Genomic DNA, 13,610 nt, shown 5'->3' with positions numbered 1-13,610 from the left:
GCCGGGCGGGCACTGCTGATGGCCCAGCAAATCAACCTGCTCACGCCGATCCTGCTAGCACCCAAGCGCTATTTCTCGGCGCTGACGCTGGTGCAGGCCACGGGCCTGCTGTGCCTCGCGGGCCTGGCTGCGGCGCTGTGGCTGCAGCAGCGTGACCGCAGCGCCGAAGCCCAGCATCAGGTCGTTCTCGCGCAATACGCGACGGAGCGCCAGCAGTTGACCGTGGCCCGCGCCAACCTGCCCGCACCACTGGATGCCGCCACGGTGCAGCAGCAACTGCTGCCACTGGCGGCCGGCAACGCTGATCGCCGTGCGCTGCTGCAGGTGCTGGGCGCCGACGCAGCCGGGCAGCGCCATTCCGACCTGCTCGCACTGATCGCGCGCACCCTGCCCGAACCGGCCTGGCTCAGCGAGTTGCGCTACACGCCGGGCCGGGTCGAACTCGTCGGCGGCACGCTGGACACCGCCATGCTGAGGCCCTGGCTGGCCAGGCTCGCGGTCCATCCGCTGTTGGCCGGTCAACAGCTGTCGGCCCTGCGCGTCGAGCGCCTGGGAGCACCTGGCACCGAGACGGGCGGCAACCCGCTGCTGTCGCGTGACAGCCCGCTCGTCAGCACCGGCCTGCCGGTCTGGGCCTTTCGCGTGGTCAGCGCGCCGGCCCATGCGGCCAGCGCCGCAACCGGAGGCGCACGATGAAGGCGCAGACGACCATCGATCTCGCGCTGCTGCGGCGCCGCCTCGCGCCCTTGCTGCAGCGCTGGGAACGCCAGGCCAAGCGCATCGACGCGCTCAGCCTGCGTGAGCGCGCCATCCTGTTCCTCAGCATCGTGGCGGTACTGGCCCTGCTGTTCGACTCCTTCGTGCTCGCGCCGCAGTCCGCCCGCGCCAAGCTGCGCAGCAACGCTCAGGCGCAGCAGGCCGCCGAGATCAGCAAGCTGCGCGAGCAGTTCATCAGCGCCAGCGGCAGCGGCGGCACGCCGGCCGAACAATTGCAAATCCAGCTCGAAAGCGCCCGCAACGAGCGCCAGCGCCTGGACAGCGAATTGCGCCAGGCCAGCACCGTCAACCCCGCCGAAGGGCTGTCGGCCCTGCTGCAGCGTGTGCTGGCCCAGCAGCCGGGCCTGGTACTGGAACGACTGACGCTGCTGGACGACACGCCCGTCAGCCTGCCGTCCGCATCGGCATCGGCAGCAGGCAACGCGCTGCCACCGAGCATGCCAGGCATGAGCTGGCAGGGTGTCGAGCTGCAGCTGCAAGGCAGCTACCGCGACACCCAGCACTATGTGCAGGCCCTGGAACGCGAACTGCCGGCGTTGCGTTGGGGCGAGATGCGCCTGAGCAGCGGCGGCCCCAACGAGGTGCCGCGCCTGCTGGCCCGGATCTATCTGCTGAAGGTGCAGCCATGAGAGCGGCATTCATCGCCCTGCTGTTCGCTGCGCCGCTGGCCCAGGCCGCCGACGAACCCACCCGCGACCCCACGGCCTGGCCACCCGCGCTGCGCAGCGCCATGGCGGCCTCGGCCGCACCGGCTGCCTCTGGCGTTGCGCCGGCCGACAACGCCATCCGCCAGGTCGTCTTCGCGGGAGGCCGCGCGTATGTCGTACAGCGCGGCCGCCGCTATGGCGTGGGCGAACAAATCGAAGGCGCACGCATCGAGCGCATCACCGAACAGGCCGTTTGGCTGCGCGAGGCCGGCCAGGTCCGGCGCGAGCCGCTGTATGGCGGCGTCGAGAAGCGCCCGCCTCCGGAGGCGGCCCGGGCTGCATCCGGCGTGAAGAAATCCAAGGAGAAGCCATGAAGGCCCCCGTCCATCGACTCCTGCTGGCCAGCTCAGCCGCTGCGCTGCTGGCAGCAGGACTGTCAGGTTGTGCCGACAAGCCGCTGCGCGTGGCCCAGCCCAGCCAGGCCCTGCGCGAGGAGCTGCAGGCCCAGCGAGCCGCCCCCGCCGCCTCTGGCGTGCCCGCACCGGTCGTGGTGGCGACGCCCGTACCGCCGCCCGCCCCCGCGCTGCCGCCCGAGCCACGCTTCGACCTCATCGTCAATGGCGCGCCGGCCCGTGACGTCTTCCTGTCCCTGGTCAGCGACACGCGCTACAGCATGCTCGTGCATCCCAGCGTGTCGGGCCAGCTGTCGGTCACCCTCAAGGGCGTCACGGTGCGCGAATCGCTGGACGCCATCCGCGATGTCTACGGCTTCGACTATTCCATCGACGGCCGCCGCATCACCGTCTTTCCGCCCACGCTGCAGACCCGCGTGTTCACGATCAACGCGCTGGCCCATCAGCGCAGCGGCCGCAGCGAGGTTCGCGTCAGCTCGGGCGCCGCGCCGGCCAGCAGCCAGAACGGCGCCGCCGGTGCAAGCGGCAACACTGGCAGCGCCACCGGCGGCAGCACGACCACGGTCCAGCAGCAGGAGAGCAGCCAGCTCAGCACCAAGGTGTCGAGCGATTTCTGGGGCGAGACCAACAACGCGCTGAAGGCCCTGGTCGGCAGCGGCGAGGGCCGCGCCGTCATCACCAGCCCGCAGACCGGCACGGTCGCCGTGCGCGCCATGCCAGAGGAGCTGCGTCACGTCGAGGCCTGGCTGAAGGCGACGCGCATCGCCGTCGAGCGCCAGGTCATGCTGGAGGCCAAGATCGTCGAGGTCGAGCTGCGCGAGGGCTACCAGAGCGGCATCGACTGGTCGCGCATCGGCGAACGCAGCGCCATCGGCCAGACCAGCGTCAACCCCTCCATCCCCAGCGGCGTCAGCAGCATCATCAACCCGCTGGTCAGCAACACGCGCGGGCTGCCCACCCTGTCCAGCGGCACGCAAAGCCCAGCCTGGCCCGACCTCATCCCCCTGCCCTCATCCGGCGGCGGCACGCTAGGGCTGGCGCTGGCGCGCGGCGGCTTCCAGGCGCTGCTGGCCTTCGTCGAAAGCCATGGCGACACGCAGATCCTGTCCAGCCCGCGCATCGCGACGCTGAACAACCAGAAGGCCGTGCTCAAGGTCGGCACCGACGACTACTTCATCACCGGCATCAGTGGCAGCAACAGCGGCACCAATACCGGCACCAACGGCACGAACGGCACCACCAACCAGATCCCGACGCTGACGCTGACGCCTTTCTTCAGCGGCATCGCGCTGGACGTGACGCCGCAGATCGACGCGGCCGACATGATCACCCTGCACATCCACCCCTCGGTCTCCAACGTGACCGAGAAGATCAAGCAGGTCGATCTCGGCTCGGTCGGCAACTTCCGCCTGCCGCTGGCCAGCGCCAGCGTCAACGAGAGCGACACCGTCGTGCGCATCCCCGACGGCCACATCGTCGCCATCGGCGGCCTGATGCAGATGGAAGCCACGCGCCGCGGCTCGGGCGTGCCCGGCGCCGACAGCAACCCGCTGACGTCCATGCTGTTCGGCAATCGCGCCAACAACGGCCGCAAGCGCGAGCTCGTCGTCCTCATCAAGCCCAGCATCATCCGCAGCGCGGAGGACTGGGAGCAGCACAACCGCCTGGTCAGCGAGTCACTGGACGACACCGAAGGCCGCTCGCGGCGCGTGATCCGGGTGGATGGCGCGGCGGCGGCGCCGCAAAAGTAAGCGGTGGCGGGAAAAGTGGCCGGGTCCGCATCCGTGCCCATTCGCACAGCGTGGACGGTCGCGGCCGTCGCGGCCGTCGCACTAGCGCTGGCCGCAGGCGGCTGGCTACTGAACCGATCGGCCGAGGCGCCCACCTCACTGCCGCCCACCCAGCCAGCCCCGCCCTCGGCAACGCTTCTAGGAACGTTGCTACAGCCGATCGTTGACGCGAAGGCCGATGCCGCTACCCAGCCGGCGAGCGCGGCCACGCCGGCTGCGCTTCCCCCGTCTCTGCGCACGCCGGCCTCATCGACACCGGAGGAACTGCGCACGGTGCAGCTTGCGTTGGAAGAGGGCGCGACGCCAGCGCAGGCGCGCAAAGCAGCCGACGTGCTCGAGCGATGCGAGCATGCGACCCAGACAATCGAATTCGCGTACAGCGTACGCGACCAGGGCGGCCCGCTGCGGCAAGTGTTCGAGAAGACTCCTGGCTTCAACATGGACCAATGGATCAAGGAGAAGCAGGACTTGCAGCGACGCTGCCAGTTCTTCGACACGGCCACCCTGGCGCGCAGGGGCGAGTTTCTGAAGCGAGCCTACGAGGGAGAGCTCCCTGGCATGGCGCTGGCGTACCTGCTGTGGCTCAACGCCCATGCCAACCAGGCCGTCGCCGCACCGGAACTGCTCGGCAAGCTGCAGCGCGAGGTGCGGCAGACCGCCGAGGACGGCGACCTGGAGGCGTTGTCGACCTACGTCCATTCATTCGGCGCGCTGGGCGAGACGGCGATGCAGCGGCAGGCCTACAAGGAAGCGTGGCTGCGCATCCTGACTGAAATGTCCGGCCCGGCGGCGACCAAGGAAAGCCGCGATTCGATGGAGAACGTCGAGAAGATGATGCGCCAAGGGCGCTGGGCGCCGCCGGCGCTGAGCGCCGACGAACAGCGCGAGACCGATGTGCTGACGGAGCGTGTGGTTGATGCCTGGCGCAAGCGCCACTAGGAGGCTCGGGCCGGAGCGCCCTCAGCGCGAGCTGGCCGGCAGCGCGCCCGGCAAATGCGTTGCCTCCCAACCGAGCAGCTTGCGTATCTCCCCTGGCACCGGCAGCGGCTGAACGCCCTCCGGCACACGAGCGAGTTCAAAGCGGCGCAGCTCCGGGCTGCGGAAGACCGCCCCTTCGTAGGCCAGCAGCGCCTTGCCGGTGGCTTCCACACCTGGCGCTGACTGGCGAAGGGCGTCGAGGCTGGCGAAGTGGGCCTGGCAAGCCGCTTCCGGCAGCGGCGCCCAGCTGATCAGCGGTTGGCTACTGCCCGCGCGCAGATAGACGTTGCCGTCGACGCGGCTCATCATGGTCTGCGTGACCTTGCCGCAGGTGACCGCCGCCTGTTCGACGCGCAGCAGCGGACCCTTCACCGCGGCATCCACCACCAGCAGATTGCCTTCGAACACATGGCCGACACGCTCGCTGACGTCCGGCCCCGTCTGCGGATGCCAGCCGAAGTGGTCGCCTCATTGATGACGAAAATCATTACTGAGTGCCCCTCGCCTCGTTCTCAAGGAAGTACAGCAGGTGATTTCAATTCAAATGCGCGCCTTATCTGTGCAAAGGTTTTTGCTTGTTGCAAGCGGCGCTCGATGTCGGATGCGCTGGCCCCCGTGTAGTGATTGGGATTCTTCCGCACGGCCTCGGCAAGCAATCTGGCCAACTCGCTCGCCCCAACCGGCCGCGGTTCTGCAAACACCAGCCGCAGGCGCACGGGAATGGACAGTGTGAAGAGGCCAACAGCAATCAGTATTAGATACATGGACCACGGCATATTGAGTGATCGAGGCCCCGCCAGTCCCGTAAGGTAGATGTCTGTGACCGTTGCATAGGTCATGTTCGACATGCAGAGCGTTCCCTGCTTCAGATCCTTTGTAAGAATAGAACGAAAGACATCGACAACGGTCCCATCGTCCCGCAAGTCCGTCAACAGGACTTTAGAAGCCTGCCTGCGGTGGCCAGAAGTACTGGCTTAGTCGCACCCATTGCCACCACCTCCTGCAACTGCCACACCAACGCCGATAGCTGCGTCACCTCGCGCAACTGGACAGGTTGTACGGCAGAGTCACTTTAGAAGCGCCCAGAGGATGATTGCTTGCGTCGCAAAGATTGCGAGAGCAAAAGGGTCGATTGCTCTACTCTTAAAAATAGTCAGTCCGATCAAACGTCCAAATAGAAGTATTTGCACAAGTAAAGATAGGGTCAGCGATAGCAATTGGTACGAAAATTTAAGCCCGGTTTTTGCCACCAGCCAGAAATTGCCAATCGGCTCATTTCCATCGGCGCCTGCCATCAGAAATCCCAGGGTAACAAATACTCCAGCAATGCAAATAGCAGTCACATGAAATAACAGAAGGTCTCTGAATCTAATCATGGGTCTCTGTTACCTCATTTTGATAGAAATTTCAGGTGGGCAGTTTCCGTCAAAATAACCTTTTGCCACGCCCGCTGCGGCGATAGCTGTCCCTAGGAGAATCCCGCCCAATACGCCACCGCCTCCACCCCGCACACCCAGAAGACCAGTGGTTCCAATTGATTTCCACTGCTTCAGAACCAATGGGGCGAAATAGGCCTGACGGTCAGTTCGAGAAATCGGATCGCCACCCACGCATAGTTGTTCACCTGCCCCAACGCCCAGCCAATCGGGTTCTCAGAGATGAACCTCATGAACCCGCCCTTCAATACCTAGCGCGGTAGCAGTTGCAAGCTATGGTGTGGAACCATGCTCCTCTTGATCAATCTGCGCGGCATAACCACTGTCAGCAACGCTGGTTTGGCGCAGGACCATATTGACTGTCTTACCCCGAAAGCAACGTGGGGATTTTGAGTATTCAACGGACGATAAAAGGCCTCGATGTAGAAATACAACGGCGCTTAATCGATTGATTCCATCCGAGAGGGTCACTCTTGCCATCGGGAATTCAGGCGATTTGTTATCCAATTTCAACGGCAAGTGGTCAGGTGGAAAAAAAATCAAAACCATTCGATCTTCGCTCGATCTCTGAACCAATTCAACGCTCTCAACTTGCTGCCAAAACAGAGGCTGATCCTCAGCGGAAAGTGAAGATTTAGCGACCTGGAGCAAATCTCTCTCCTGCTTACGCAAACCAAATGATCCGCCGTATTTCATCCATCGGATAATTCTTCCAAGCATAATTCATTCCCTGATTCTTGCGCTAATCGCACTCTCCGGAGCCGCTGGCGACCCCAACAGTAGTTCCCAGAGCGCCCCCACCCGCTCCACCTTTAAGCCAGCCGGGAGTGCGATCCAGCTGTCTCGCAAAGGGGTTCCATCTGGCGCCCCAATCACGCCAGCCTCTAGGAAAAGCTTTGGGATCATGCAAGAAATGCCGCAGCGGCGAAACAAAATTGCCATTCCACAAACCATCCCACGATTTTGGAAGAAAGCCCTTTCCCCTGTCTTAGTAACGTGCTTAAAGAATCTGGCCGGTACCCAATGCGACCATACTTGCCCCGGCCCACGGACTGCAGCAGTGGCCAAGCGTCCGCCAATCGCACCTATCGCCCCCATCCCTGCTGAAAGAGCTACGGAGCCCCAACTGACGCAACCAAAATTACCTCCGTTCAAAATCAGTTGAGTCGCCAGATCAATACCAGCTCCAACAACGGCACCGGCAACACCGAACTCACCCTCCGGGTCCGTCATCGAAACCGGATCTCCACCCACATACGCGTAGTCATTCACCTGCCCACTGGCCCACCCAATCGGGTCTTCGCTGATGAACCTCATGCAATCCGGCCTGTAATACCTCGCCCGGTAGTAATACAACCCCGTGCCGTCATCCTCTCGCCCCGTGTACCGCTGGCTGTCCGTGCTGGTGCCGGTGGTGGCGATGGGTGTGCCATAGGGCGTGTACTGAAAGCTCTTCTGCACATTGCCCGCGCCGTCGGCCTGCACCACGGTGCTGTTGTTGGCCTCGGCCATGATCCAGCTCATGCTGGGCTGGCCATTGACGGTGGTCTGGCGCATGAAGTGCTGGTCGATGCCGCCGGTGATGAGGTTGGCTCGGATGTTGCCGCTTCTGCCCAGCGCATCCAACTCCTGGATGAAGTTGTCGCCATCGTAGTTAAAAGCCGTTGTCGCTGAACCGAGCGTGCGCGAGACGCGCCGGCCCTGGCTGTCGTACTTGAAGCCGGCATTGGTCATCGTGTCGTTGACGGCAACGAGCTGGTCCCGGGCATCCCAGGTGTAGGTCGTGACTCCGTCACCCGTCATGTTGCCGTTCAGGTCATGGCTGAAGGTCTTGCCGCCCCAGGTGAGCAATCGGTTGGCGGCGTTGTAGCTGGCGTCGGTGATGTCGGGCTGCTGCGTGCCGATGAAGTTGGCCAGGTCGCCGCTGACGCCGGTGCGGCGGCCCGCCAGGTCATACGTGTAGCCACCCTGCGCGATGACGCTGCCATCGGCCTTGAGGTACTTCAGCGTCTTGACCTCGCCCGCATCCGTGTACGTGGTGTTCACGCTCATGCCGCCGGTATAGGTGGTCTTGGTGGGCCGGTTGGCGTCGTCGTACTGGAAGGCCACCGTCTGTGCCTGGTTGCCGTTGCTGGCCCCGGCTGCCTGGGTGATCAGCGTGAGCCGGTCGGCGTTGTCCCAGGTGTAAGTCAGCGTGGGCTGGGCCACCTGGCTGCCTGCCGGACCGTTCTTGAGAGTCATGGTCGCGCGCCGGCTGGCCTTGTCGTAGGTGTAGTTGACCTCGCCTTGGTCGGTGCTCTCCTGGGTCAGGCGGTCCAGCGTGTCGTAGGCGCGGGTGATGGTCTTGCTCACGCCGCCCTGGGTGTCGACGATCTGCGTCAAGCGGTTGGCGTTGTCCCAGGTGAGGGTCACCGTGCTGGTGTAGGCGGTGGGGTTGGCCGCCGTGGCGCCGAAGCCGATGGTCTTGACGCGACCCAGGTTGTCATAGGTGACGCCGCTGAGCTGGCCTTTGCGGTCGGTGCGCTGCTTGAGCCGGCCGCCGGGCTCGTACAGGTAGCTCTCCACCTTGCCCAGCGGGTCGGTCTTGTCCTTGACCTGGCCGGTGGGCCAGTAGGAGTAGCCGGTCGTCTGATTCTTGGCGTCGGTGTGGCTGAGCAGTTGGCTGTTGTTGTCGTAGCTGAATGTGGTGAGGCCGCCCAGCGCGTCCGTGACCTGCGTGAGGCGGTTCATGGCGTCCCAGGTATTGATGGTGGTGTTGCCCAGGGGGTCAGTGGTGGTGGTAACGCGCCCGACCGCATCGGTGAGTTGCTTGGCTGTGCGGCCCAGTGGGTCGGTCGCGCTGAGCGGGTCGGCGCTGGCATAGCTGAACAGGCTGGTCTTGCCCAGGGCGTCGCTCGTGCTGATGAGCAGGCCTTGGTCGTCGTAGGCGAAGGTGGTGACGTGGCCCAGCGGGTCGGTGACGCTACGCAGGTTGCCGCGGGCGTCGTAGCGCAAGGTGTGCGTGTGGCCCAGCGGGTCGGTCACGGTCAGGGGTTGGTTGAAGACCGTGTCGTAGGTGGCGCTGGTGACGACGGCATCCGCGGTGCCGGCCAGGCGCGTGAGCGTCTTGAGGTTGCCGACTGTGTCGTAGCCGAAGGTGGTCTGCCGGTTCAGCGGATCAGTGAGGCTGGTCAGCAGGTTGTCGGTGTATGTGAAGGTGGTGGTTTGCTGCTCGGGCTGCCCGATCGCCGCAATGTTCTTGATGACGTTGCCGCGAGCGTCGAACTGCACGCGCCGCCCGATGGTGCGGCGGTCGATGAGGTCGGTCTGCAAGGAGGCGGGCAGCGTCACTGCGCCGCCAGCGCAAGGCGGCTGGGTCGCCGTGGTGGAGTACCAATAACTGAAGGTCGAGCCGTCGGCCAGGGTTTGGGATTTAACGCGGCCGGTCTCGTAGTTGTTCAGCGCGGGGCTGCTGGTGCCAGAGCTGCAGCTGCCCGCAGGGATGTTGACGACTTCGTACGTGTTGGAGATCACCAATTTGCTGTTGGGGTCGGTCACCTCCTTCAAGCGATTGGTGGCCGTCCACGCATTCCACGACGTCTTCGTCCCGAGCAAGAACGGCGCGAAATCTTCAGACGAGCTGGTGCGGATCTTCTTGAGCCTGGCTGACAAAGAGCCGGACACCGGGCTGGTCATTGCAAGGGAACCTGAACTTGCCGAGCTTGGCCGTTTCGTGGTGACCCGAGAACCCAAAGACATCGGTCGGTTCAAGACGCCCAGTCTGCGTAACGTCGGCCTGACGGCTCCGTACATGCACGACGGTAGCGTGCCAACGCTGGCCGAGGCGGTCGACCTAGAGGTGTATTACCGAAGTCGTACCAGCGGACGGCCTTTGATTCTGCTTGACGCAGAGAAGGCGGACATCGTGGCTTTCCTGCAGACCTTGACGGCGGATGATCTGCAACGACGTTAGGTGAGGACGGCGCCCACAACGGCTCCCTCGGTGAAGTTCGGCGAGCGTTGCCGGCGAAGACTCCGACACGCTGGCCGACGATCGCGCCGCTTTGCCGTCCCATGGCTGGCTAGCAATGGCCTGTATGTCGACCGGCTTCCCATGCCCAGCCTGGCCTTCTCCCATGCCACGTTGGGACCGACCTGGTGATCGCGGAGCTGCTGAGCTTCTGCGTGATCAGCTCAGCGGGCCGCGGGGAGCGCGCCCGGCTGGTGGCTGGCCTCCCAGCCCAGCAGTTTGCGCACCTCGGCCGGTATCGGTAGCGGCTGGACCCCGTCCGGCACGCGCGCCAGCTCAAACCGCCGCAGCTCCGGGCTACGAAACACCGCCCCTGCGTAGGCCGGCAGCGCCCGGCCCCTTGCCTCCGCACCCGGCACCGCCTGGCGGAGGGCGTCGAGGCTGGCGAAGTGGGCCTGGCAAGCCGCTTCCGGCAGCGGCGCCCAGCTGATCAGCGGTTGGCCGCTGCCCGCACGCAGATATACATTGCCGTCGACGCGGCTCATCATGGTCTGCGTGACCTTGCCGCAGGTGACCGCCGCCTGTTCGACGCGCAGCAGCGGACCCTTCACCGCGGCATCGGCCACCAGCAGATTGCCTTCGAACACATGGCCGACACGCTCGCTGACGTCCGGCCCCGTCTGCGGATGCCAGCCGAAGTGGTCGCCCTGCGCGCTGCGCTCGTTGCGGTCGATCAGGGCCGGCGAATTGACGAAGGTGTTGTGGAGGATGCGGGCGTCCGAGCTGTTCAGGATGCGGATGCCCTGCACGTTGTTCACGAACACATTGCCAGCCACGACGATGCCCTTCGAGATCTCGAAGAACAGGCCCGCCATCGTGCCTTCGACGTGGTTGTTGACGAACGCGCCGCCGACATTGCCCACGTCGTACCAGACACCATTGGAGTTCGGCTGCTCGACGATGAGGTTGTCGCGCACGGTGACGCGGTAGGACTGGTTGAAGATCTTCACCGCTGCCGGGAAATAGCCGGTCAACTTCTCCACGTTGTTGCGCCGGATGAGGTTGCGCTCCAGCAGCACGTCCGACGAGCCGATGACATAGATGCCCTCGGTGCCGGTGTCGCTGATGAGGGAGTTGCGGATGACGAGCCCGTCGCCGCGGAAGTAGCCGGCCACGCGCGAGCAATGGCTGATGGTGACGTTCTCCAGCAGCGTGCCCATGACCTCCTTGCCGTGCTCGCTTTCAGGTGACGGGCCGACGGGATCGTCGGTCGGTTCTTCCGACACCAGCGTCGACGGCTTCTTGCCCTCGATGTCGATGGCCCGGTAGGCGTATTGCGTGAAGGTGATGCCGCGCAGAGTCGGGCCCTTGCGGTCCGACGGCTTGCCGTGGACTTCGCGCGAGGGGCGGTGCAGGGCGATGTCGTGCGCCGTGATCTCGACGAGGCGACCGGTCGGGTCGGCGCCGATGTAGACATGACCCTTGGCGTAGTCGACGTAGTAGGCCTTGGCACTGACCTCGCCTTCCCAGCCCGCGGACTGCAGCGGCTCGCCGTCGATGAAGACCATGTCGTTGTTGAAGCGGTGCAGCGGCGTCTTCATGCCCTCACGCTCCCGTTGCCACCAGCCCAGCGGCTGGGCCGGGAACAGCGTGGCCCATTTCGTGCGCCAGACGTTGTTGCCCAGGCTCTGCCACTCGATCGCCACGCGCGTGCCCTTGAGCACAGGCACTTCATCCAGATAAGGCTGGATGGTGATGCCTTGGTTGAGCTGAAGACCGCCGGTGCGGTAGGTGCCGCCGCGCATGACGATGGCGTCGCCGGTGACGACGCGCGTCACCGCTTCCTCGATGGACGTTGCCTCGTTGATCGACGCACCGGAAGCCTCGGCCTTGCCGTCAGGCGCCACGAAATAGACGTGCGGCGCCTTGGGCACCGCGTAGCGTTGCGGCACCGGACCATAAGGGCCGCCCGAGGGCTGGGCCATGGCGGTGGTGGCCAGGATCTGTGCGGCCAGCAAGCCGAGAGCGCCGATCCAGCGGCGGGATGGGAGCAAGGACATCGTGCGGTCTCCATGCGCCTTAAGGTAGCGCTACCAAATGCAATGGCGCGCACGCTATCACTGTTTGCGCCGCGCCGAGGCGCCTGGAGATCCGCCGCGTGACTTCAGCGCGGCTTGGGGCCCACCAGGCCCAGCGCCAGCGCAATGCCGACCAGCACGATGGCGCCGCCGGCCACCATCTGGGACGTGATGGCTTCCTGCAGGAAGAGCGCCCCCCACAGGATGGCAAAGAGCGGGATCAGAAAGGTCACCGATACCGCGTTCGTCGGCCCGACTCGGCTCATCAGCCGGAAATAGAGGATGTAGGCCAGCGCCGTGCACAGGCCGGCAAGCGCCAGCGCCGAGCCCCAGGCGACGTTGCTCGGCATGGCGGCCGGCCACAGCCAGGCGGCTGGCAGCGCCAGCAGCACGGCGGCGGCGAACTGGCTGCCAGTGGCCACGGCGAGAGGAGAAACGCCGGCCAGATAGCGTTTGGTTGCGTTCGCCGCGATGCCGTAGCAGAGGGTGGCCGTCGCGCAGGCCAGCACGGCCCAGAAGCCCGAATGGTCCTCGCCGGGCTTGAAGCCGGCCTTGTCCCAGGCCAGGAAGGCCACGCCCGCAAAGCCGATGACGAGGCCGAGCACGCGCCATGGTGTCAGCCCCTGGCGCAACCAGACGAAGGCGACGACGGCCGTCCACAACGGCGTCGTCGCGTTGACGATGCTGGACAGGCCGGCCGTGATGGACAGGGCCGCGAAGGAGAACAACGCAAACGGGATGGCGCTGTTGAGCGCGCCGACGAGCAGCAAGCCCTTCCAGTGCTTGCGCAGGTCAGCCAGATTGCCGCGCGCTGCCAGCAGCGGGATCAGCATGGCGCTGGCCAGGCCGACGCGCACGGCCGCCAGCGCGATTGGCCCGAACTCATGGGCCCCGAGGCGCATGAACAGGAAGGAGGCGCCCCAGAGCGCGGCGAGCAGTACCAGCTCGCCGATGTCGAAAGCCTTCATGCGGTAACACCCTCCAGGCTCAACAGGGCCTGCTTGCGCTCCAACCCGCCGGCATAGCCGGTCAATGAGCCATCGGCGCCGACGACGCGATGGCAGGGCACGAGAACGGAGATCGGGTTGCGGCCTACTGCGGCGCCCAGTGCCCGCGCCGCACTGGCGCGCCCCAGCCGCTCGGCCAGTGCGCCATAGGTCGAGGGCTGCCCCGGCGCGATGGCCAGCAGCGCCTGCCAGACCTCGCGCTGAAAGGCCGTGCCGGCCGGGTCCAGCGGCGGGAGGTCGAAAGACTTGCCGCTGAAATAGGCCGTCAGCGCGGCTTCGGTGGCCGACAGGACGGCGTCGCTGCCGTCGTCCTCAGGCACGTCAAGCGCGCCGGGATGGTGCTTCTGCCCGTCAAACCACAGGCCCGACAGGCCCGTGGCGCTGCGCGCGGCCGTCAGTGGGCCGAGTGGGGTTTCGATCCTGCGTTGCAAAACGTGATGGTTCATCGAGTAACTCCGATCTTTCTGATTGGCCGCGCGACTGCCGCGCAACTGGCTTTGCCAGGCCACTGGCAGTGCCCCCTTGAGGGGGCGCG

14 protein-coding genes are annotated in these 13,610 nt (G+C 65.2%); 6 read left to right on the top strand and 8 right to left on the bottom strand.

Annotated features, from left to right (window positions below):
• The first annotated feature begins 18 nt into the window (after positions 1-18).
• Genes ASC91_RS22565 through ASC91_RS22545 form a run of 5 tightly spaced genes read left to right on the top strand, consistent with a single transcriptional unit; the run spans position 19 to position 4,566 of the window.
• Positions 19-696 carry a hypothetical protein gene (locus tag ASC91_RS22565; RefSeq protein WP_056202249.1) on the top strand — a complete coding sequence of 226 codons (678 nt, stop codon included), beginning with the start codon at positions 19-21 and terminating at the stop codon, positions 694-696.
• A complete protein-coding gene (locus tag ASC91_RS22560) occupies positions 693-1,406 on the top strand; it encodes a hypothetical protein (RefSeq protein ID WP_056202246.1) in 714 nt (237 codons plus the stop codon). The genes ASC91_RS22565 and ASC91_RS22560 overlap by 4 nt, the downstream gene beginning before the upstream one ends.
• Positions 1,403-1,798 (top strand): hypothetical protein, encoded by a 396-nt coding sequence (locus ASC91_RS22555; RefSeq protein WP_056202243.1) that lies wholly within the window; start codon positions 1,403-1,405, stop codon positions 1,796-1,798. Before ASC91_RS22560 ends, ASC91_RS22555 begins: the two co-directional genes overlap by 4 nt.
• Positions 1,795-3,588, top strand: a complete 1,794-nt coding sequence (locus ASC91_RS22550) for a pilus (MSHA type) biogenesis protein MshL (protein ID WP_056202240.1) — start codon at positions 1,795-1,797, stop codon at positions 3,586-3,588. The genes ASC91_RS22555 and ASC91_RS22550 overlap by 4 nt, the downstream gene beginning before the upstream one ends.
• A 33-nt stretch (positions 3,589-3,621) precedes the next feature.
• Positions 3,622-4,566, top strand: a complete 945-nt coding sequence (locus tag ASC91_RS22545; RefSeq protein ID WP_157281964.1) for a hypothetical protein — start codon at positions 3,622-3,624, stop codon at positions 4,564-4,566.
• 21 nt (positions 4,567-4,587) lie between these two features.
• Here the strand turns inward: ASC91_RS22545 and ASC91_RS22540 are convergent, their stop codons facing one another.
• The 5 genes from ASC91_RS22540 to ASC91_RS22535 form a co-directional block, all read right to left on the bottom strand.
• On the bottom strand, positions 4,588-5,013 hold the full coding sequence (locus ASC91_RS22540) for a hypothetical protein (protein ID WP_056202235.1): 426 nt from the start codon (positions 5,011-5,013) through the stop codon (positions 4,588-4,590).
• A 104-nt stretch (positions 5,014-5,117) separates the two neighbouring features.
• On the bottom strand, positions 5,118-5,453 hold the full coding sequence (locus ASC91_RS29675) for a hypothetical protein (RefSeq protein ID WP_157281961.1): 336 nt from the start codon (positions 5,451-5,453) through the stop codon (positions 5,118-5,120).
• A 219-nt stretch (positions 5,454-5,672) separates the two neighbouring features.
• A complete protein-coding gene (locus tag ASC91_RS29670; protein WP_157281958.1) occupies positions 5,673-5,981 on the bottom strand; it encodes a hypothetical protein in 309 nt (102 codons plus the stop codon).
• Positions 5,982-6,314: 333 nt separating this feature from the next.
• Positions 6,315-6,737 (bottom strand): hypothetical protein, encoded by a 423-nt coding sequence (locus ASC91_RS29665; protein WP_157281955.1) that lies wholly within the window; start codon positions 6,735-6,737, stop codon positions 6,315-6,317.
• Between the two features lie 27 nt (positions 6,738-6,764).
• Positions 6,765-9,554 (bottom strand): RHS repeat protein, encoded by a 2,790-nt coding sequence (locus tag ASC91_RS22535; RefSeq protein WP_162247843.1) that lies wholly within the window; start codon positions 9,552-9,554, stop codon positions 6,765-6,767.
• On the opposite strand from ASC91_RS22535, the gene ASC91_RS30795 reads away from it, so the two are divergent.
• Positions 9,541-9,993 (top strand): hypothetical protein, encoded by a 453-nt coding sequence (locus tag ASC91_RS30795; protein ID WP_162247842.1) that lies wholly within the window; start codon positions 9,541-9,543, stop codon positions 9,991-9,993. The two genes, ASC91_RS22535 and ASC91_RS30795, sit on opposite strands and share 14 nt — an antisense overlap.
• A gap of 221 nt (positions 9,994-10,214) precedes the next feature.
• On the opposite strand, the gene ASC91_RS22525 is transcribed toward ASC91_RS30795, so the two are convergent.
• The 3 genes from ASC91_RS22525 to ASC91_RS22515 form a co-directional block, all read right to left on the bottom strand.
• Entirely contained in the window at positions 10,215-12,050 is a 1,836-nt protein-coding gene (locus tag ASC91_RS22525; protein ID WP_082532921.1) for a right-handed parallel beta-helix repeat-containing protein, read from the bottom strand.
• A gap of 104 nt (positions 12,051-12,154) precedes the next feature.
• The gene (locus ASC91_RS22520) at positions 12,155-13,036 is read right to left on the bottom strand and encodes a DMT family transporter (protein ID WP_056202226.1); all 882 of its coding nucleotides are present in this window, start codon (positions 13,034-13,036) and stop codon (positions 12,155-12,157) included.
• Positions 13,033-13,521 (bottom strand): methylated-DNA--[protein]-cysteine S-methyltransferase, encoded by a 489-nt coding sequence (locus tag ASC91_RS22515; protein ID WP_056202224.1) that lies wholly within the window; start codon positions 13,519-13,521, stop codon positions 13,033-13,035. The genes ASC91_RS22520 and ASC91_RS22515 overlap by 4 nt, the downstream gene beginning before the upstream one ends.
• Between the last annotated feature and the right edge of the window lie 89 nt (positions 13,522-13,610).

This window comes from Pelomonas sp. Root1237 (genome assembly GCF_001425055.1).
Taxonomy (GTDB): domain Bacteria; phylum Pseudomonadota; class Gammaproteobacteria; order Burkholderiales; family Burkholderiaceae_C; genus Pelomonas.
Note: the sequence above shows the minus strand (reverse complement) of the source record. Positions and strands in the feature narration are given on the sequence as shown.